This window comes from Streptomyces cellostaticus (assembly GCF_001513965.1).
Classification (GTDB): Bacteria; Actinomycetota; Actinomycetes; order Streptomycetales; family Streptomycetaceae; genus Streptomyces; species Streptomyces cellostaticus.
On the sequence record NZ_KQ948035.1, the window covers coordinates 71,958 to 90,688 of the forward strand.

Here is an 18,731-nt window from a genome sequence, read left to right on the forward strand (position 1 = left end):
TTCCTCCTGACCGTTGCGCAACCCGTGCCCGCATCAAGGAGAAGCACGCCGGCCAGTGCGCACGCTGCGGGATTACCAGGCGTCGCGGCGTCGGCGGCCGTCTGACGTACGTCTCCTTTTGCGCCGGGCCCGGTGGCTGCCCATCCTCACCCGGCGGGGCGGGGCACTAAAAGTGGCCAAGAGTCCGAATTAACCCAAGAAACATTAAAGTGGACGCAAAGTGCGGAAGTGCTGTGCGGAATGCCGGCCCACGCGCCACACGGGAGTTCCGCGGGCCGCTCCGCAGCTGTCCGGGCCAGCCTCCGCAGGCTTGGGAAAGCAGCCGCACAGGTTCGGCCGCAGGACCGGACCGAACCTCTTGTAGCGCTGCTGACCTGCGATTTCTCATGCTTCTACGCCACTTCGGCGAGTCGGTCGGCGGCCTTGCCGGTCGACGATCCACCAGGGGAGACAGACTCATGAGAAAGCACCGTGAGGTCGCCGTAAGGTCAGCTCGGCGGGTTGCTGCCAGCGCCGCCGTCGCCGCTCTGGGCATCACCGGCCTCGTCGGGCTCGCGTCCACCGCTCACGCGGACGACGACCCTTCATCCAGCAGCGTCGAATTTCCCGCCGACTCCCTCAACACCGAGGCGTTCAACCGCATCATGCACGAACCCCTCGACGAATTCGCGCAGGAGGAGCAGACGAACAACCCCACAGGTTCGAACGATCCCATCGTCGACGGCAACGGCATCCGTTGGGACACCGACGGCTGCTCCGACCCCACCGGCCAGTTCGGAGGCGGTGACGCACGCATCGCCTGCGAGCGGCACGACGTCGCCTTCCGCACCCTCCAGCAGAACGATCTGTGGAACGCGGACAGCATGAACGATGCCAACAGGAATTTCACCGATGACCTGAGCGGACTCCAGCAGGGGGGAAGAATCAGTGAAACCCAGGAAATCGCTCTCGGTGCAGGCGCCGGGGTCGGTTCCAACCTCCCGAGCTCAGTCAACGGTCTCCCCTCGTATGACGGCAGCACAGACAGCCCCTTCGACGACCAGGCCGGCGACGACGGCGTGTTCCAGCCCTCGGAAGGCGCACGGTAGGCAGGAACCGGCATAACGTCGGCATCCTCGCCGGGTGCGGCGGATCTCATGACCCGCCGCACCCGGCCCCTCTCCGCCCCTGACGACCGGCTGGTCGCAGGAGATGTCCGGAGAGCCACAGGAGCAGGGGACTTCTCGGCCGGGTTGTCCGGTGGTCCCCATGGGCGCACGGCCGTGTGCTGTGCATCCGGCATCCGGTGCGTACAGGGCCCGGTAAACAGACCGGCACGGGCTGGAATCCACGCCGCATGCGCATGGTCGCCCCCGCTGGGCAGCAGGCAGGCGCCATGCGGGCCGGCGGTCCGGGACCGCGCAGGCACGCGGCAGCGTCCCCGGCCAGATGTTCATTCTTCAAGTGCTGATCGTCGTGTCCTGGTCGTGGTGGCCGTGGTCGCCCTTGTTCAGCCTGCCCCCGGACCGGAGGCCCAGCCGGGGGCGCCGCCGCAGCAACCTTCGTCATCTGGCTCGGCACATGATCGCCCGGAGCTCAATGGGCCGCTGCGGTGCGGTAGAGGTGGTCCAGTACCCGGATGGTTTCGGCGCTACTGCCGGCCTGGAACGGGGAGGTGCGAAGACGCCCGCCCACAACGACAGTGGGCTCTTCGACCACCTGGTAGCGCTCCCGGAGCGCAGGTGCCGCCTGGACGGCGTCGGTAACTTCCTTGGACTCATAGGCGGTGCGTACCGCCTCCATGTCGAGACCCTGCTTGGCTGCCCACTTCAGGGTGTTCTTCTCAGTGGTGAGGTTCTGGTGCCGGTCGCGCACGGCGTGGAAGACCGGAATCGCCTCTTGCTGCGCGAGACCGAGCCGGTCCAGCGTGTAATACAGGCGGGCGTAGGCGACCATTTCGGGCTGGTCCGTCCAGACTGCCGGGATCCGCAGTACCTTCACCGGGGGCTTCTGCCGTGCGGCCCAGTCGTCCAGCGGCTTTTCGAGCTGATATGAGTGCGGGCAGTCGTACCAGAACACTTCCACCACTTGCCGGGCGTCTACGCCGGTGACCGGTTTTGCGAGCCGGATGTACTGCGCACCCTCCTTCGGTTCGCCGGATGCGGCGCCGAGCAGGCAGGTGAGAACGGTGGACACCGCGATCAAGCGCAACAACTTCTTCATGGCCGCCACCTTGCGCGATGCGTCCGGGCGCACCCTGGTGACACACGCAACGTCCCCCGATCGGACCGTCCACCTGCGGACCAAGGTCACCCGCGAGGAGGCGGTTCCGCACTGCCGCCCTGGCGATGGTCTTCGGACCGGTCGAATCCACGCAGGTCCGCCGACCCGGTGATCGGAATGCAGGATGCGGCCCGGGGTTTGCTGGACGGGATGAACGATGCCGGGCTGGCGCCATCCTCATCGTGCTGCGCTACCTGCTGGAGACGTGTGACACCGCTGACGAGGCCATCGGCAAGCTGCAGTCCATACCGATCGCCATCCCGCAGAACGTCACCCTTGTCGATTCCGAGCAGGCAGTGACGGTGTTCGTGGGGCCGGACATCCCTCTGGCCAAGGCGCCGGACGCCTGCGCTGCCGACCACCAGCACATGCCGGTGCCTGACGAGCAGGAGCAGTTCTCCCGGACCCAGGAGCGACTGAGCGCCATTCGTGCAGCGGGCACGGACGTGGCGGCGATGCTGAAGTCGCCGCTGTATCAATCCGGGCACGACGAGGGGTGGGGAACGGTCTACACCGCCCATTACCAGCCCTCCGAGGGCCGGGTGACTTACTACTGGCCTGGCGAGTCCTGGGGACAGTCCTTCGACGACTTCGCTCCGGAGTCCCGCAACGTGACCATCGGCCAAGTCGGCTGAGCGTTCGCCGCGATCTTGAGCCGGCAGGCGGCCGGAGGCTGTCGGATGGTGCCAAGTGACGGGTCATCAGGGCGAGTTGCTGCTGGTGTCCGGATGCCCGCGATCGTCGGCAGCGAGACCGGGGAACGCCACGACGAGTTGGTCATCTCGGTGGTGTACTCGCGGTTGAAGACCGTCATCGGCGCGATGACCGGGCGGCCTCCGCGGATTGGTGAGGGGCTCGGCCGACTGCAATTCAGCATTCGAACGATCTCGGCGGACGGTCGGGTACGCAATGAACACCGGCCTGATCTTTCGTCCACTGCCGAGCCGGCCGGGGCGGACCTGTCCCGCCGGCGGGCGACTGGGGCTGTTTCCCTGCGGAATGAGCAAGCGCTTAGTTGTGTGGTAGGGGTAGTCCGGGTGTCATGGAGGGGCAGTTATGTCGTTGTCGGAAGCCGAGGCCTTCTACGAGCGGGAGGCCAGCGACCGGTTCCTGCCCACCGCCTACACCCGGGGACCCTGGGACGCCGACTCCCAGCACGCCGGTCCGCCGGCCGCGCTGCTCGGGCTGGCTGTCGAGCAGCGGCCGGGCGGACGGCCGGACATGCGGGTTGCCCGGCTCACGTACGAGATCATGCGCCCGGTGCCGATGCGCCCCCTGACTGTGGCCACGCGTGTGCTGCGTGCCGGGCGCAGCGTCGAGCTCGTGGAGGTCGGTCTGACGCCCGACGGCGGCGAGGAAGTGATGCGGGCGACGGTGTTGCTGATGAAGGCGGTGCCTGGCTCGGTACCCGAGGTGTCGCAGGGCCGGCAGGTGCCTGGGCCTGGGGCCGCATCCCCGAAGGCCTTCTTCCCGGTCTCGTGGGACCACGGCTATCACACCGCCATGGAAGTGCGCTTCGCTGCCGGTTCCTTCCTTGAGTCCGGCTCGGCCACGGCGTGGATGCGTATGAGGGTCCCCCTGGTCGCGGGCGAGGAGATCATGCCGCTGAGCCGGGTGCTGACGGCTGCCGACTCGGGTAACGGTGTCAGCGCCGAGCTGGATTTCCACCGTTACGTCTTCATCAACACCGACCTCACGGTCAGCTTGCAGCGCCACCCCGAGGGCGAGTGGGTCTGCCTGGACGCCCGGACGATGGTGGACGGCGCGGGCATCGGCCTCGCCGAGTCCGCCCTGCTGGACGAGAAGGGCCTGCTCGGCCGCAGTACCCAGACCCTGTACGTGGCCGCCCGCGGCTGAAGCAGCAGCCACGGCCTGCGCACCCGAAGCCTGCCCAAGGCCTGCACCCCCAGCCCCACGCCCGGGCACTTTCGGCTCGGTGATCCTGGTTGCTCGCCGATTCGTGTGCATCGGCGAGGTCGGGATGATGGCAGTGTGGACGTGAACCAGATTCTCGGTGGGGCCGAGCCGGTGGACGCGCTCGAGGTGGCGCAGACGGCCAGGACAGCCGTGGCGTGGCTGCCGCCGCAGGAGCTCTGGCCGGCGATCCAGGACATCCGCTGGGAGCACGATCCGCAGGTACGGCGGTGGCCGCCGCACGTGAATCTGTTGTTCGGCTTCGTACCGGAGGAGCAGTTCGCGCTGGCTGTACCTCTGCTTTGTGCTGCCGCGGCGGAAAGCGCGGCTTTCACCGCGCGTCTGGCCGGCGTGCGGTACTTCCGGCACCGGCATTACGCGACGATATGGCTCGACCCGGCCGCGGCGGGCCTGGCGCCGTGGGCCCGCCTCCACAGGTCGCTGGGGCTGCGGTTCCCGCTCTGCCGCGGGCGCGACGGCCGCTTCACCCCTCATCTGTCCCTCGGTCGCACACAGGACCCGCAGCGTCTGGCCGCTGAATGCGCTGCCCGGCTCGGCGCACTGTCGGCCTTGATAGAGGACATGGTCCTGCTCTCCCGGCGCGGCGAGGAACCCATGCGGCCCCGGGCCGTGATCACGCTGGGCACGGGTGAGGTCCGCCGACTGCCGGAGCTCTGACGGTGGCCCAGGACACACATGGTGCAGCCGGACCCTTCGAGCCCAGACTCTGAGGGCGAGGAGCGAGTCGCCCAGGGCGGTACCTCGGACCCGGTAGGAACACGGTGTCGTCATGCCCCGCATGACCATGCGGCCGTTCCTCCCACGTGACGAGGCGATGGGGCGCCGTGAGGACCGCCTCGTAGGAACCGGGGGGCACACCGGCAGGCGTCCGGGAGCCGGTAGGCCTCGACGATCGCCCAGCGGATGCACAGAGCCAGGTTCAGCCATCCAGTGTCTCGACCGCTGCGGGGAGAGCCCTCTGCGCCGACTTCGGCGAATGCGGTCATGACTGCTTCTGCGGCGGCAAGGAATCGCGCGACGGCTTCCGGCCCCGGCGCCTCGGCCTTCCAGTGCGTCAGGTCATCGCCGTCAGCCCTCGCCGCCGCCGCGAAACCCCGGTGCTGGGCCGTCATGTGCGCGAGCAGCTCGCCCAGATTCCAGGCCGAGCAGGGGGTCGGGCGAGTGAGGTCCTCCAGGCTCACCCGGCGGACCACGGCGATGCTCTCGCGTACCGCACGTTCGTTGAAGGCCTTGATGGTCACTAAGTCCATACGCATGCGCTTACGATAAGCGCATGCGTATCATGGGTCAACGAGTATCTTCTTTTCCATGGCTGGGAACACCACACCCGAAGGGCGCCCTGACCTGGCGGCGATGATCGTCCCGCTGGGCCGCGCGCTGGTGGCCGCCGAGTTGCCGGTGCTGCGCGAGCACGGGCTGGCCATGTGGGCGTACTCGGTACTGCTCAGGCTCGACGACGAACCGGTGCGGACGCAGGCCGCGTTGGCGCGGGACATCGGTGCGGACAAGACGCGGATCATCGGCGTCCTCGACGGCCTGGAGGAACGTGGGCTGATCCGGCGGCAGTCTGATCCGGCGGACCGGCGGGCGCGCGTACTCTCACTCACCCCGGCGGGGCGTCGGATGCGCGACGCGGTCCAGTCGGCGATCCAGCAGCGTGAGGAGCAGCTGCTGGCTCGCCTGCCGGAGGAGGATCGGCGCGGCTTCCTGAACGCGCTGCAGGCGCTCGCCACGCTATCTCCCTCCGAGATCACCGGGGACTAGCCAGGCGGTGTCTCTTCGGCCAGTGACTCGTTGTTCTGGTCATGCTCAGCTGGGGGAATCTCACGGGCGTCGTCGAGTGGGTGGTGCTGGAGCCACTGCTGCCGAAGAGCAACAACCGGTGCGGCCGGTGGCCTGATCATCGTCAGGTGATCGACGCGATCGTTGATCTCCGGCTGGCTTTAAATGGGTTGGGCCGACCGGTCCCCGCTGGTACCGTCTGGACAGCCGTGAGAGAACTCGAGGAGGTGAGACCCATGAAGGCTGTATCCGTGTGGGTGCTCCCCCTTTTCGTCGCGGTGGGCGATTGACGTAGGTGTCGCCGGGAGCGCCTCAGACAAGGCACTCCTGAGAGGCAACACCTATGAACTTTGTGCATTCCACTTCGGGCACGGGCAACCACGAGGCCGTGGTCACGCGGGTTTCGGACCTGCAGTGGCAGGCCGTGGAGGGCGACCGGGCGGTCGGCCGCGGCGATGCTTCGCGCCGACCCGACGGGCGGCTCTTCCTCAGCATCGACGCGTGGCACGGCGCGGTCTTCGACCGCATCGCCGACGCGATGCTGGCGGACCTGCCGACACCGCTGTACACCGTCGTCGACGAGGCCGACCACGACTCGAGATCCGCCTGGGAGCGGGCCGGCTTCACCACCGCACGTCGCGAGTGGGGCTATCTCGTGCCCACCGACCCGCAGGGCACCGGGCTTGGCTCGGTGCGGCCCCCGTCGGACCTGACGATCGTGCCCGCCGGTGAGGCGGAGGAGGGCCCGCTGCGCGCCCTGGACAGCATGATCCGCGACGAGGTCGAGGCCGCCGTCGGATGGCAGACGATGCCGGCCGAGGTGCTGCCCCGCCCGGCGGGGAGCACGCTGCTCGACCCGTCGAAGTACGCGGTGGCGCGGCACTGCGACCAGTACGTGGGACTGGTCCGGGTGGCACCGTTGACCCGGCAGCCACGGATCGGACTGATCGCCGTCCGAACCGAGTGGCACCGCCGCGGCATCGCCCGGGCGATGCTGGCCCACGCGCTGGGTTCGCTGCACCGCTCCGGGACCGCTTCGGCATGGGCCGAGGTGAACGAGTCCAACGCGGCGGCCACCGCCCTGTTCGAGGGCATCGGCGCCCGGCGCGTGGGCAGCACCTTGGAGCTGGTCCGCCGGTGGCGCTCCGCCACACCGCACCGAGCGACCGAGCCGAGCACGTAGCGGGCCCGGTGACGGCCGCTCCGAGGGACGGGCACCGGCCCGTTGTCGTTGGTCGCTGGGTGCGGCTGCCATCAGTTGGCACCGCGCCCGACCGCGCACCGCATTTGTTTCCTACCGACTACACCGTCACAGAACGGAGAAGTGAGAGACCATGACGAAAGCAGCAGGGGGCGTAGAAGTCGAGGGCATCGTCATCGAGTGCCTGCGCAATGCCACCTTCAAGGTGGAACTCCAGAACGGGCACACGGTGCTCGCCCACATCAGCGGAAAGATCCGGAAGAACTACATCAAGATCCTCCCGTACGACCGGGTGCTCGTGGAACTCAGCCCCTACGACCTCACCCGCGGCCGGATCCGTTACCGGTACAGGGCGTAACGCAAGGAACTGGCCGGGTCAACTCGTAGGGACGAGCCCCGGCGCTGAACAGCTGGCCCAGCACGGCCGTGTCTCCAGCATGCTCTGGAGACACGGCCGCGTGACCATCAGAAGCCGCCGGCCCCCCGCGCTAGCCAACTTCCTCACCAGCACGAGCGACTGGTTGCCGCACTGTACGACGGCGACCGGACAGCAGAGGACGCCGTCCTGCCCACCCCTGGCCGCCCTCGGGCGACGTGCTGCCGACGTCCCCTTGCCCGCGTAGCTCAGGGCGCGCGATTCGGGGTGTGCGGCGTGGGCAGGCCCAGCCGCTGCCGGACATGGACTTTGGTGTTTCCTGCCCGCTGCACTGACACGCCGTCTCGGTGACTGCTCCCGGACGATCGCCGCACGCCTGGTGCGGTGGGAACACCGGCTGACGCTTTCACCATCACTCGTTCAGCCGCCATCCTGTCGCCGGGTCTGGTGGTACAGGCGAACCGGCCACGGCCCAAGAGCGACCGCCCGTTCGTCTATTACCACCGCCGGCCAGAGGCGGCCCCACATGCTTCTGTTCGGATTGACACCGGGCCACTGGGACCTCGTACTGAACACGAGGGACCCTTGGTCAAAAGTTTCCCTGTGGTGAATTCCACCATCCGTAATCTCTCCCCTCTCAGGGAGGCGCCATGACGGTACAGCAACAGCAAGCTACGATTCCGACGGTTCTGGTGTACGAAGACGACCCCGGATTTCCTCCGCAGGTCCACATGCCCGTACCGCATCCCGTTCCGCATCTCGACACACAACCCTTCCCGACAGCCATCGCGGAAGCCGCACCGCAGCCGGACGGTGCCGGGCCGGGCACCGAGGCCTTCCGCTACTGGGTGACGGCCGATGCGCTCAGCAGGGCCAGCCAGACCTGGGGTCCGCTGGTTCCGACCGGAACGCAGTGGCATCCGATGGCCGGCCGCACCCTCACCGCGCACCTCAACGCAGGAAACGACCTCAACGCCTTCTACGACCGCAAAGGCCTGTGGTTCTTCCGCCGCACGGTGGCAGGCGTGACCGTCGCCGCGTGCGAGAGCTCCGAGGTCGTCGAGCACGAGACGGGTCACGCGATCCTCGACGCCCTGCGCCCTCAGCTGTTCAACGCGGCGAGCGCAGAGGCGGCCGCCCTGCACGAAGCGTTCGGTGACATCAGTGCGCTGCTGACCTCACTCCGGCTGGAATCGCTGCGGATCGCGGTGCTGGCCGAGACGCAGGGCGACCTCGAACTGTCCTCGCGGGTGTCGAGGATGGCCGAGCAACTGGGCTGGGCGATCCGCCAGGGCCACCCGAGCGCGGTCGACCCGGACTGCCTGCGCAACCTGTCGAACAGCTTCTTCTACCGCGACCCGGTGCAGCTGCCACCGAACGGACCCGCGAACATGCTCTCCAGCGAGCCGCACTCGTTCTCCCGCGTGTTCAGCGGCGCGTTCCTGAAGGTCGTCGCCGGGATCTTCCGGCAGCAGGACCTGCAGGACCAGGCCGGTCTGTCCTTGGCGGCCGAGACCGCGGCACAGTTGCTGGTGGATGCCGTCGTGGCCGCGCCCGTGGTGTCCGCCTACTACGCACAGGTCGCGGGTCACATGATCGCCGCGGACCAGCGCCGGAACGGCGGCAAGTACGGTCAGTCCCTGCGCTCGGCGTTCATCCGTCACGGCATCCTCTCCCTGGAGGCCGCCGCGTCCATCACCGAGCCGGAGGTGGCACGCCGAGGAGCCGGAATCGCCGAGGCCACGCCGGGCGGTGGTGACGACGAGGGGCTCACGGCCGTCACGATCCACGGGGCGACCTACGGCGTCACCCAGCCTCTCGTCCTCTCCGCCCCCGCGGAGGAACGACGGTTCGGCATCGCGGGCTCCGACCCCGCCGGCGGCTCGGTGCGGCCCGCCGACCCCGAGCGGGTCGCCACGTCGTACCTCGAGGACCTCCTCCGCCGCGGCCGCGTCCACGTACCCGAGGAGCACCGCACCGCTGCGGCGTTCGCCGACGACAGCCCCTTCCGGCTCAAGACGCACGAGATCACGCGGAGCACGACCGGCGAGGGTCTCGCCCTGGTCCGGCGGGGCTTCGACTGAGCAGTCAGCGCAGTCAGCGCAGTCAGCGCAGTCAGCGCAGTCAGCGGGAAAAGCGCAGACGGCGGACGGTGAGCCGTCCGTCGTCCTCGCGCTTGATGACGTGCGTCGTGCTCGGCGTCGGCTCCTCACCCTCGAACACTGCCTCGCCCCGCGCCAGCAGATCGCTGATGAACTTCTCGGCCGCTCGGTGCTCGGCGTCGTCGCTCTGCCCGCCTGCACCGACGTTCTTCTGACCGTCATCACCATTTGCACTCATATAGTGCACTCTATTCCGATGGTGTTCGGATGCCTGCCGGGAGTGGACCACGTGGCCGTCGGGTGCGGTGTCGGCCCGGCTGCCTGCGGGGATTCGTGAGGTTCGTGAGGGGCATCCGCAAGCGATTCGGCTTCCTGGATGTATTGACCACGAGCGTTGTTAACAGTGGGTGGTGGAGCCGCGGTCAAGGTTGGCGGCGCGTTATGAGCGAGGGAAAGCCGGCCGGAGCCCGTGTGGCCGCCCACTGCATCTCGTGGACGCCGTTTCATCAAACGATCTCCTCGGGAGGTCTAACCTGCGCGAGGGCTCCTGACGCGCGATCAGGTATGCGGAGCGCCGCCGTCCGATGCCAGGCGTGTGAGCCACTCGCGCAGCAGGTGCTGCTCGGCGTCGCTCAGGACATCGGTGTCGTCGGGGAGAGCTGCGCGCAGTGCGCGGGCCGCCGCGGCAGGGCCGGTCTCCGTGGCGGGGACCGTCGGTTCGACGCGGGTGATGGCGGCGACCATGGACTCGCGGAGGATGGCCAGCAGCTCTGGATTGCGGCGGTCCGCGGGAGTGGAGTGCCAGGTGGTGACCGCGCCTTGCCCGGTGGCCTGGATGATCTGGGCGGCCAGTTCCTCGTCGACCCGCAGCCACCCCCCGGCCGCCAGTCGGCGTACCCGGCCGTAGAGGATCTCCAGGCCCGCACGGTGTGCCATGTCCACGCCCCGACCGGTGGCCCTGTTCATCACCGCGAACAGCTCGGGGCGCGAGACCCCGAACTCCACGACCAAGTCCCAACCGCGGCGCAGCTCCTCCACCGGGTCCTCAGGGGCGAGGTCGAGTAGCGCGCGCTTGCTCTCCAGGAACTGCCCATAACCGTGCTCGGCGACCGCCTCCAGCAGCCCCTCCTTGTCGCCGAACAGGCGGTAGATCGCCGGCGGCTGCATTCCGGCGGCGGCGGCGACGGCGCGGGTGCTCACCGCGTCAGGGCCGCCCTTCTCCAGCAGCTCGACGGCCGCCTCGACGATGCGGCGACGAGGGCTGTCGGTGGAGTCGCGTCTGACCATGAACCGATGATATCGAAGATTTGGTTCCATCGGAATTTCCAGTGTTACTGTTGAAGCGATTCCACTGGAAACATCGCTGGGAGAACCCAATGATCATCGTGACCGGAGCCACCGGAAAGCTCGGCCGCCGCACCGTCGAATGCCTCCTGGAGCGCGTCCCCGCCGACCGCGTCGGCGTCAGCGTCCGCGACCCCCGCAAGGCCCAGGACCTCGCCGACCGCGGCGTCCGCGTCCGGCAGGGCAGCTTCGACGACCCTGCCTCGCTCGTGCATGCCTTCGAGGGGGCCGAGCAACTGCTCCTCGTCTCCCTCGACCGCACGGGCGAGGAGTGCGTCACCGGCCACAGCACCGCCATCGACGCCGCCGTGAAGGCCGGCGTCGGCCGCATCCTCTACACCAGCCAGATGGGCGCCGCCCACGACTCCCGCTTCCAGGCGTGCCGCGACCACGCCCAGACCGAGGACCTGCTGCGTGCCACCGGCCTGCCCTGGACCGCGCTGCGCAACGGCTTCTACGCTTCCAGCGCCTTGCAGTTTCTGGAGTCCGCCCGCCACACCGGCGACATCGGCCTCCCCGCCGACGGTCCCGTCGCCTGGACCGGCCACGACGACCTCGCCGAGGCCACCGCGGCGATCCTCACCGAAGAGGGCCGCTTCGAGGGGCCCACCCCGCCGCTCACCGCCTCGGCGGCACTTGACTTCGGCAACGTCGCAGAGATCGCGACCCGAGTCACCGGACGACCCTTCACCCGCACCGTCGTCCCCGACGACGCCTTCCGCGAGCAGGTCCTGGCGCACGGCGCCCCGGCCCCGATCGCCGACCTGATGCTGAGCATCTTCGCAGCGGCGCGGAATGGCGAGTTCACCGCCGTCGCCTCGACGCTGGCCGAGCTGATCGGGCGAAAGCCCGCCACCTTCCGCACCCAGCTGGAGCATGCCTGGGCCGAATAGATCCAGTGGGGCGCGCAGACAGCCCCGGCCTGACTCACCGCCCACAAAGGCTCATCCTCTGTCGCCCGAGGACGTCGATCACCAGATCGGCGGCCTCGGGCACGAATCCAGGCTCCGCATCAGATTCCGCACCATCCCAGAGGTTTCCCGTGCCCCACCCCCGTGCCCCACCCCCATGCCCGGCTGACCATCCACGGCAGACGGCTCCTCGTCGACCGGGTCCGCTCTGGCAGGCCCATCGCCCACGTCGCCGACGAAATGGGTATCTCCCGCACCACAGCCCACAAATGGGTCCGGCGCTGGTGAGCCGAAGGCGATCCGGGGTTGTATGACCGTTCCAGTCGCCCCCTGGCTACACCGCACCGAACCCCTGCCGATGCCGAGAGTCGCATCTGCGAGCTACGGCGCGACCGCAAGCCCGGCCCTGCACGGATCGGCCCGATCCTTGGCATACCAAGCTCGACGGTCCACCGTGTTCTGACCCGCCACGGCCTGAACCAGCTGCGCCGGATGGACCGGCCCACCGGTCAGATCATCCGACGCTACGAACGATCACGTCCCGGCGAACTGGTCCACGTCGATATCAAGAAGCTCGGCAACATTCCCGACGGCGGCGGACATCGGATCATGCCCCGCCAGCAGGCCGCCGGCAATCGGCAGGCCACAACCGACGCGCGTAGGGGCGGCAGTCCCGTGATCGGCTACAGCTTCGTCCACACAGCCGTCGACGATTACTCCCGGCTCGTGTACAGCGAGGTTCTGACCGACGAACGCAAAGAGACCGCGGCCTCCTTCTGGCAGCGTGCGCATACCTTCTTCGCCGAGCACGGCATCACCGTCGAGCGCGTCCTCACCGACAACGGATCCTGCTACAGATCCCGCCTGTTCGGCCAGGCTCTCAGCGCCGCCGGCATCGTACATAAGCGCACACGTCCCTACCGGCCGCAGACGAACGGCAAGGTGGAGCGCCTACTCGCACCCTGCTCGACGAATGGGCGTACGTGCGCCCGTACTCCAGCAACGCCGAACGCACCCAAGCCCTGACGGACTTCCTCCACACCTACAACTACCACCGGTGCCACACCGCACTCGACGGCGGACCACCCATCAGCCGCGTTAACAACCCTGCGGGTCAATACACCTAGATCGGCTGGTCGTCCCTGATCGGGAAGGCCGCCGTGTCATCCACCGGTCCCTGCACGTCCACCGTGAACCCGCCGCGCTCGAGCGTTTCGGCGCCCTGCGTGGTCACCATGATGAGCGCGATCCGCTCGGAGGCGATCTGCACGACAACGGCCTCGGTCTCGTTCACGGCCCCGGTCAACTCGGGTCGGCCCAGGCCGACCGGCAGCTCGATCTGCGCCCGGAGCACGGGACGGTTTTCCATCGCGGCGACCGCGAACACCGGGTGGGCCGCCGTACGCATCCGCACCTCCCGTGCGAATGCGCGCTCCTGGGCGTCCTCGCCCACGAAGACACAATCGTCGGCCGGCACTCCCCCCGTGCTCGCGACCGCCTGGTCGAAGATCATGCGATTGTTCTTAGCCCCCCAGTGCACAAGTGCCTCGTCCGTAAAACGGTCGGGGAACGCCTCGTGCAGCGCGGCCGCTGCCCGTGCGGCGGCACTGTCGCCGGGCCCCGGGTAGGAGATGATGCCCTTGCGTACCTTGCGGAGGGCGTCGAGGACTGCCATGACGCGCGGTCGGGGCTGAAGTGTCACAGAGCCGTCGGGTTCCAGGTGGGCATCCGCCAGGGTCGCCCCGATGTCGAAGAAAATCACCGGCATGCGAAGCGCCTCCCCACGGTGAACGCTTTCGATTCGGGGCCACCCGGGTGAAAGGGTCCCCGATGCGAACTGCCGGATGGTGCCCTTCCATCCTCCGCTCGCGGTCGTCTTCCTGTCCTACGTGAGCTTCTCTGTCCGGATGCGAGCCGCGCGGCGCCGGTGCCGCGACCGGGCGATCCGTCCCGGCGTGACCCGCAGCGCGCCCCGGTCCCGCACGGCGACGCCGTGGCGGATCAGGTCGGGGTCGGCTGCGATCGGCACGAACGGGAGCCAGCACGCCGGCCAGCTGCGGAATGCCGACGTTGCTGGGGTCCTCCTGGGCGAAGTTGTCGGCGGCCGGGGTCATGGACAGTCCGGTCAGGGACGAAGCCGCGCAGCGTTCCGTGCTGCATCCCGGCAGGTTTTCCTCTTTGCCGGGCACGGCCCACCCGCATGATCCGAGCAAGCCTGATCGATGCGCCAGGGCCGGGCGCACCAGCAACGGCGCGCCCGGCCGTGGGCCAGCTGGTGTGTCAGCCGACGAACGTGAACCTCTGGTAGGACAGCGCGTTGTACCCGAACGCGCGCAGACCGAAGTCAAGGCTGTCGTCGATCACGCGGCCGGTGCTCTGATTCTTCAACGTCTTCGTGCCGTCGGACTGGTAGACGATCGTCCACCGCTGGTACGAAAGGTAGTTACAGCCGAACGCGCGTAGGCCGTAGTCGGTGCTGTCGTCGATGCAGCGGCCGGTGTTCTGGTTCTGGATGACCCAGGTGCCGTCGGTCTGCTTGTACCAGTTGAAGTTCTGGTAGTTGAGCCCGTTACAGGTGAACGCGCGCAGACCGTAGTCCCAGGAGTCGTCCACGCAGCGGCCGGTGTTCTGGTTCTGGAGTGCGTAGTAGTAGATCTGGCCGTCGGCGATGGCCGGACCCTTGGGCTTGGGTGTGACGGCGTGCGCGGTCGTGGTGCCGGTCAGCAGCAGTGCCGCAGTGGCGAACACGGCTGCCGCCGGTCTCGCGGTGCGGGTAGTGAGGACAGTGCGCAGGCTCATGGTGGTCCTCCCGTTGGTGGTCCGCCTGGTCGAAGGGCAGGCATGGGCGTGCGGCCGTGTGCTGTGATGCGAGGCATCACCCAGCCGCGCATGCCTCGCACACGCTATGAGTCAGGCATGAACACTTCAATCCGATGTGCGGTGCGCTATCCGATATGGCCGGTTCCGCACCATCTGATTGCCGCAGGCACATCTCAACGAGAGCGCTGTCCTCTCACTGGCCTCCGTCTTCGAAGAGCACGCCGCGGCGGGATGCCGCGCGCGAGCAGCTTCAGTCGGCTTGGTGGTGTCACAGGCCGAACAGGTTCGCCGCGTTGTCGTGGCATACGGCCCGCAGCCACTCCTGTCCGAGTCCCAGCCGTTCCAGGGCGTGGAGCTGGTGCAGGTAGGGGTAGGGGGTGTTGGGGAAGTCGGAGCCGAGCAGGATGCGGTCGCCAAGTGCGGTGAGCTGTGGCAGGGCCCGGTGCGGGAACGGCATGAATCCTTCGGTGAAGTCGGTGAACGTCATGGTCGTGTCCAGCCGTACCTGGTCGTACCGTTCGGCGAGGTCGAGGAACTCCTCGTACTCGGGCATGCCCATGTGCGCGACGATCAGCCGCAGTTTCGGGTGGCGTGCCAGCACTCGCGCGATGGGCTCGGGGCCCGTGTGCTTGCCGGGCGCGGGCCCCGAGCCGCAGTGCATCACCACGGGAATCCGGGCCTCGGCCAGCAGCCCCCATGCCTGCTGGAGACGTTCGTCGGCCGGGTCGTACGCTCCCACCTGCACATGAGCCTTGAACACACGCGCCCCCGCTTCGACGGCCTCGCGGACGTATGTCTCGACGTCGGGCTCGGGGTAAAGGGTCGCGGTGTGCAGGCAGTCGGGGGTGCGGCGGGCGAAGTCGGCCGCCCATCCGTTGAGCCACCTGGCCATGCCGGGCTTGTGGGGGTAGAGCATCGCGGTGAAGGCCCGGACCCCGAACTCCCGCAGCAGAGCCGTCCGCTCCGCTTCCTGCTTCCGGTAGGTGATCGGCCACTTCAGCCCACCGATCAGCGGCCCGTTGGCGTCGAAGTAGCCCCAGACCTTGTGCAGGACACGCTCGGGCATGAAGTGGGTGTGGACGTCGATCAGCCCGGGAAGACCGAGCCCGCCCCAGAAACGGCGGACCTCACCGGCTTCCTCGCCCCAAGCCATGCGGGTGGAACTCACCTGGAACCGCCTCTCTCGAACAACCTGCAGCTTCCACAGGGTCGGGAATTGCTGGACGAGCCAATGGTGCCCTGCTGTCCGACGAGCACCGTCGCGGCTCCCGGGACTTGCGCCGTTGTTCTGACCGCGATCGACGCCGTGATCCAGACCCTGGGGCCCACGTCCACGGAGCGGTGACTGCCATGACTCATGCATCGACGGCCGTGCGTCGTTCAGTCGACCCTTCACGGAAGCGCGGCCCAGAACCAACTGAGGTGCTCAGTGTGCGACACGAAAGTCGCTCCAGGTAAGTAAGGACAGCCACGTGAAGGGGGTATCGATCGGCTGAACTTCGGGCCAGTGTCCAGGGCTCGTTCCCGCGCTCCCATGCGTCGCTGGTAACGGCGGGGTGTGAAGCGGAGCGTTCAAGCCCAAGGGCGTCCCGGCCATCGGGGTGCCACAGGTGAGGGAAAGGCTGGACGGGCGAACGTAAGTGAACCCTTGATGATGCCTCGTGACTTTAAGACCGTGTCGATGGCGTGCTGGCGGCGGTCACAGGACCCGGTGCTGTGAGGCACCAAGCGACCTTCGGGTAACTGAGCCCGGAGGGAGGACACTGCTGGTCCCGGGGTAGAGGGGGCGCCCACCCCAGCCGCGTCTTACTGGTGCGGAACGTGGGAACCCCGACGGGGTCCAGGCCACCCGGCTTGGTAGGTCGACCGCAAGGAAGGCTGAACTCCCCGGCGGGAGAAGGAAGATCCAAGAAGCGAAGGCCGGCGGGCCGAAAGGCCAGAGGAAACCGAGAGGCGGGACCTTCACCCGATCTCGGATAACTCGCCGGATACGGATCCGAGTTGGTCCGGCTCGAAAGGGCGCCCACGTGGATCAGGTGAGCCTATGAAGTCACCATTGCAAGGAAGCCGGAATCGAGGGACAAGTTAGACACCGGAGGCGAACATGGAGGTCACGGCACCTGTCGTGACGTCCTCGCCTGCGGTGAACGGACCCGAGGACGACTTACTCGACTGGCACGGCATCGACTGGGCCACCTGCGAGGAGAACGTACGGCGGCTGAGGCAGAGGATCTTCAAGGCGACGCAGGACGGGGACCTCAAGAAGGTCCGCAACTTGCAGAAACTCATGCTGCGAAGCCGCAGCAACACGCTGGTCAGCGTGAAGCGGGTGACGCAGCAGAGCAGTGGTCGCATGACCGCTGGCATCGACGGGGAACGGGCCCTCACGCCGAAGGCGAGAGGCACCTTGGCGGCCGAGATCCATCGGTCGTCGAATCCGTGGAAGGCCAGGCCGGTCAGGCGAGTGTTCATCCCGAAGAGCAACGGGAAACAGCGACCACTCGGCATCCCGGTCATCCGTGACCGGGTCCTCCAGGCCCGCGTGAAGAACGCGCTGGAGCCCGAGTGGGAAGCGCGATTCGAGCCGAGGTCCTATGGCTTCCGGCCCGGCCGCAGCTGCCAGGACGCGATATCCGCGATCTTCTGGACGGTGAAGGGAAAGAACCCGAAGCGTCTGTGGGTCCTGGACGCGGACCTGTCGGCGGCATTCGACCGCATCGGCCACGACCACCTCATGACCATGCTCGGCCAGTTCCCCGCCAGGGATCTGATCCGCGGATGGCTGAAGGCGGGCGTGATCGACCGCGGCCGGTTCGCACCGACCGAGGAGGGCACTCCTCAAGGCGGTGTGATCAGCCCGCTGTTGCTGAACGTTGCTCTGCACGGACTGGAACAGGCCGCAGGGTGCCAATACACGGTGCGGGCCGGGCGCGAGCCCGGCGCCGCCCCGGGCACCCCCGTGCTGGTGAGGTATGCCGACGACTTCGTCGTGCTCTGCCACGACGAAGAACAGGTGCACCAGGTCAGAGCCCGACTGGAGGACTGGCTGGCGCCGAGGGGACTTCGCTTCAACGAGGAGAAGACTCAGGTCGTCCACCTCGATGAGGGGTTCGACTTCCTCGGTTTCACCGTCCGCCGAACGGGCGGCAAGTTGATCATCAAGCCGAGCACAGCGGCTTGCGTGAGGCTCCGGGCGCGATTGCGGACCGAGGTTCGAGCCCTGCATGGGGCGAATGCCGAGGCTGTGTTGCGCAGGCTGATCCCGATCGTTCGCGGTTGGGCAGCCTACTACCGGGCGGTGGCATCCACGACGACGTTCTCGTCGCTGGATCACTACATGTGGCGGCTGACCTTCAAATGGGCCAGGCGTCGTCACCGCAACAAGTCGAGGCACTGGGTCGTGGCCCGGTACTTCGGCAGGTTCCACCCATCCCGGCGAGACCGGTGGGTGTTCGGCGACCGCGGCAGCGGCGCCTTCCTCATCAAGTTCGCCTGGACCGGCATCGTCCGCCACCAGCTCGTCAAGGGCGGAGCGTCCCTGGACGACCCCGCTCTGGCCGAGTACTGGCGGGACCGCCGCCGCAGGAAAGCGCCGCCGCCGATGGACAAGACGAGTCTTCTCCTGGCGGTCAGGCAGCAGGGGCTCTGTCCTCTCTGCAAGCAGGCGCTGATCGTCGGAGCCGAGTACGAGCCGGACAGTCCACGCGAGTGGATCAACTGGTTCGCGGCCTCGAAGAAGATGCTCCACAAGCATCACTTCACCTACCGGCGAGACGGCGGCACGGACGATCGGACCAACCTTCGCCTCGTGCACTCCGAATGCCACCGCCAGCACCATGCGGGCGATGGCAAACGGGCCATATAACCCTGCTTACCTGCGAAAGCCCTCGTGGCTTGCTTGAGCCGGATGCGCTGAAAGGTGCACGTCCGGTTCTGAGGGGGCCGGGTCACGGCAACGTGACCCGGCTACCCGACCATAAGAGGACGGGGCAGTGCCA

Annotated in this window: 18 protein-coding genes and 1 pseudogene; 11 read left to right on the top strand and 8 right to left on the bottom strand. The window is 67.9% G+C overall.

Annotation, left to right across the window (positions count from 1 at the left end):
* Positions 1-458: 458 nt before the first annotated feature.
* Entirely contained in the window at positions 459-1,088 is a 630-nt protein-coding gene (locus tag AQI88_RS30995) for a hypothetical protein (RefSeq protein ID WP_067005466.1), read from the top strand.
* Positions 1,089-1,575: 487 nt separating this feature from the next.
* Here AQI88_RS30995 and AQI88_RS31000 read toward each other — a convergent pair whose 3' ends face one another.
* Complete coding sequence (locus AQI88_RS31000) at positions 1,576-2,202, bottom strand: thiol:disulfide interchange protein DsbA/DsbL (RefSeq protein ID WP_079057918.1); 627 nt, start codon at positions 2,200-2,202, stop codon at positions 1,576-1,578.
* 242 nt (positions 2,203-2,444) lie between these two features.
* Between AQI88_RS31000 and AQI88_RS31005 the strand changes: the two genes are divergently transcribed.
* The 3 genes from AQI88_RS31005 (at position 2,445) to AQI88_RS31015 (ending at position 4,854) form a co-directional block, all read left to right on the top strand.
* Positions 2,445-2,897, top strand: coding sequence for a carcinine hydrolase/isopenicillin-N N-acyltransferase family protein (locus AQI88_RS31005; protein ID WP_244184404.1), 453 nt, complete (start codon positions 2,445-2,447; stop codon positions 2,895-2,897).
* A gap of 421 nt (positions 2,898-3,318) precedes the next feature.
* Positions 3,319-4,119 carry a thioesterase family protein gene (locus AQI88_RS31010; RefSeq protein WP_244184406.1) on the top strand — a complete coding sequence of 267 codons (801 nt, stop codon included), beginning with the start codon at positions 3,319-3,321 and terminating at the stop codon, positions 4,117-4,119.
* A gap of 135 nt (positions 4,120-4,254) precedes the next feature.
* Positions 4,255-4,854: a 2'-5' RNA ligase family protein gene (locus tag AQI88_RS31015; RefSeq protein ID WP_067005469.1), complete on the top strand. Its 600-nt coding sequence runs from the start codon at positions 4,255-4,257 to the stop codon at positions 4,852-4,854.
* Positions 4,855-4,964: 110 nt separating this feature from the next.
* Here AQI88_RS31015 and AQI88_RS49145 read toward each other — a convergent pair whose 3' ends face one another.
* Positions 4,965-5,453 carry a maleylpyruvate isomerase N-terminal domain-containing protein gene (locus AQI88_RS49145; protein WP_107118715.1) on the bottom strand — a complete coding sequence of 163 codons (489 nt, stop codon included), beginning with the start codon at positions 5,451-5,453 and terminating at the stop codon, positions 4,965-4,967.
* Positions 5,454-5,505: 52 nt separating this feature from the next.
* On the opposite strand from AQI88_RS49145, the gene AQI88_RS31020 reads away from it, so the two are divergent.
* From AQI88_RS31020 to AQI88_RS31035, 4 genes are all read left to right on the top strand, one after another.
* The gene (locus tag AQI88_RS31020; RefSeq protein WP_067005472.1) at positions 5,506-5,961 is read left to right on the top strand and encodes a MarR family winged helix-turn-helix transcriptional regulator; all 456 of its coding nucleotides are present in this window, start codon (positions 5,506-5,508) and stop codon (positions 5,959-5,961) included.
* A gap of 361 nt (positions 5,962-6,322) precedes the next feature.
* Entirely contained in the window at positions 6,323-7,162 is an 840-nt protein-coding gene (locus AQI88_RS31025; protein WP_067005474.1) for a GNAT family N-acetyltransferase, read from the top strand.
* A 151-nt stretch (positions 7,163-7,313) separates the two neighbouring features.
* Positions 7,314-7,538, top strand: a complete 225-nt coding sequence (gene infA / locus AQI88_RS31030) for a translation initiation factor IF-1 (protein ID WP_067005476.1) — start codon at positions 7,314-7,316, stop codon at positions 7,536-7,538.
* A gap of 668 nt (positions 7,539-8,206) precedes the next feature.
* Entirely contained in the window at positions 8,207-9,640 is a 1,434-nt protein-coding gene (locus tag AQI88_RS31035) for a gluzincin family metallopeptidase (protein ID WP_067005478.1), read from the top strand.
* 40 nt (positions 9,641-9,680) lie between these two features.
* On the opposite strand, the gene AQI88_RS31040 is transcribed toward AQI88_RS31035, so the two are convergent.
* Together AQI88_RS31040 and AQI88_RS31045 are read right to left on the bottom strand one after the other, a co-directional pair.
* Complete coding sequence (locus AQI88_RS31040) at positions 9,681-9,896, bottom strand: hypothetical protein (RefSeq protein WP_067005480.1); 216 nt, start codon at positions 9,894-9,896, stop codon at positions 9,681-9,683.
* Positions 9,897-10,216: 320 nt separating this feature from the next.
* A complete protein-coding gene (locus AQI88_RS31045) occupies positions 10,217-10,945 on the bottom strand; it encodes a TetR/AcrR family transcriptional regulator (RefSeq protein WP_067005481.1) in 729 nt (242 codons plus the stop codon).
* An 89-nt stretch (positions 10,946-11,034) separates the two neighbouring features.
* On the opposite strand from AQI88_RS31045, the gene AQI88_RS31050 reads away from it, so the two are divergent.
* Together AQI88_RS31050 and AQI88_RS31055 are read left to right on the top strand one after the other, a co-directional pair.
* Positions 11,035-11,895: an SDR family oxidoreductase gene (locus AQI88_RS31050; protein WP_067005483.1), complete on the top strand. Its 861-nt coding sequence runs from the start codon at positions 11,035-11,037 to the stop codon at positions 11,893-11,895.
* A gap of 162 nt (positions 11,896-12,057) precedes the next feature.
* Positions 12,058-13,040 (top strand): annotated as a pseudogene (locus AQI88_RS31055) (IS481 family transposase).
* Here the strand turns inward: AQI88_RS31055 and AQI88_RS31060 are convergent.
* From AQI88_RS31060 to AQI88_RS31070, 4 genes are all read right to left on the bottom strand, one after another.
* Positions 13,037-13,681, bottom strand: a complete 645-nt coding sequence (locus AQI88_RS31060; RefSeq protein ID WP_208615944.1) for an HAD family hydrolase — start codon at positions 13,679-13,681, stop codon at positions 13,037-13,039. The pseudogene AQI88_RS31055 and the gene AQI88_RS31060 overlap by 4 nt on opposite strands.
* Before the next feature lie 117 nt (positions 13,682-13,798).
* Positions 13,799-13,942, bottom strand: coding sequence for a hypothetical protein (locus tag AQI88_RS46165; protein WP_159050446.1), 144 nt, complete (start codon positions 13,940-13,942; stop codon positions 13,799-13,801).
* A 251-nt stretch (positions 13,943-14,193) separates the two neighbouring features.
* Entirely contained in the window at positions 14,194-14,712 is a 519-nt protein-coding gene (locus AQI88_RS31065) for an RICIN domain-containing protein (protein WP_067005485.1), read from the bottom strand.
* Positions 14,713-15,001: 289 nt separating this feature from the next.
* Entirely contained in the window at positions 15,002-15,886 is an 885-nt protein-coding gene (locus AQI88_RS31070; protein ID WP_079057920.1) for an amidohydrolase family protein, read from the bottom strand.
* A gap of 951 nt (positions 15,887-16,837) precedes the next feature.
* Between AQI88_RS31070 and ltrA the strand changes: the two genes are divergently transcribed.
* On the top strand, positions 16,838-18,598 hold the full coding sequence (gene ltrA / locus AQI88_RS31075; protein ID WP_067005487.1) for a group II intron reverse transcriptase/maturase: 1,761 nt from the start codon (positions 16,838-16,840) through the stop codon (positions 18,596-18,598).
* The last annotated feature ends 133 nt before the right edge of the window (positions 18,599-18,731 follow it).

Excerpts from the sequence above, each read along its gene's own strand:
- AQI88_RS30995 (WP_067005466.1), top strand. The coding sequence starts at position 459 with ATGAGAAAGCACCGTGAGGTCGCCGTAAGGTCAGCTCGGCGGGTTGCT.
- AQI88_RS31000 (WP_079057918.1), bottom strand. The coding sequence starts at position 2,202 with ATGAAGAAGTTGTTGCGCTTGATCGCGGTGTCCACCGTTCTCACCTGC.
- AQI88_RS31010 (WP_244184406.1), top strand. The coding sequence starts at position 3,319 with ATGTCGTTGTCGGAAGCCGAGGCCTTCTACGAGCGGGAGGCCAGCGAC.
- AQI88_RS49145 (WP_107118715.1), bottom strand. The coding sequence starts at position 5,453 with ATGCGTATGGACTTAGTGACCATCAAGGCCTTCAACGAACGTGCGGTA.
- AQI88_RS31020 (WP_067005472.1), top strand. The coding sequence starts at position 5,506 with ATGGCTGGGAACACCACACCCGAAGGGCGCCCTGACCTGGCGGCGATG.
- AQI88_RS31025 (WP_067005474.1), top strand. The coding sequence starts at position 6,323 with ATGAACTTTGTGCATTCCACTTCGGGCACGGGCAACCACGAGGCCGTG.
- infA (WP_067005476.1), top strand. The coding sequence starts at position 7,314 with ATGACGAAAGCAGCAGGGGGCGTAGAAGTCGAGGGCATCGTCATCGAG.
- AQI88_RS31035 (WP_067005478.1), top strand. The coding sequence starts at position 8,207 with ATGACGGTACAGCAACAGCAAGCTACGATTCCGACGGTTCTGGTGTAC.
- AQI88_RS31040 (WP_067005480.1), bottom strand. The coding sequence starts at position 9,896 with ATGAGTGCAAATGGTGATGACGGTCAGAAGAACGTCGGTGCAGGCGGG.
- AQI88_RS31045 (WP_067005481.1), bottom strand. The coding sequence starts at position 10,945 with ATGGTCAGACGCGACTCCACCGACAGCCCTCGTCGCCGCATCGTCGAG.
- AQI88_RS31050 (WP_067005483.1), top strand. The coding sequence starts at position 11,035 with ATGATCATCGTGACCGGAGCCACCGGAAAGCTCGGCCGCCGCACCGTC.
- AQI88_RS31060 (WP_208615944.1), bottom strand. The coding sequence starts at position 13,681 with ATGCCGGTGATTTTCTTCGACATCGGGGCGACCCTGGCGGATGCCCAC.
- AQI88_RS31065 (WP_067005485.1), bottom strand. The coding sequence starts at position 14,712 with ATGAGCCTGCGCACTGTCCTCACTACCCGCACCGCGAGACCGGCGGCA.
- AQI88_RS31070 (WP_079057920.1), bottom strand. The coding sequence starts at position 15,886 with ATGGCTTGGGGCGAGGAAGCCGGTGAGGTCCGCCGTTTCTGGGGCGGG.
- ltrA (WP_067005487.1), top strand. The coding sequence starts at position 16,838 with ATGGAGGTCACGGCACCTGTCGTGACGTCCTCGCCTGCGGTGAACGGA.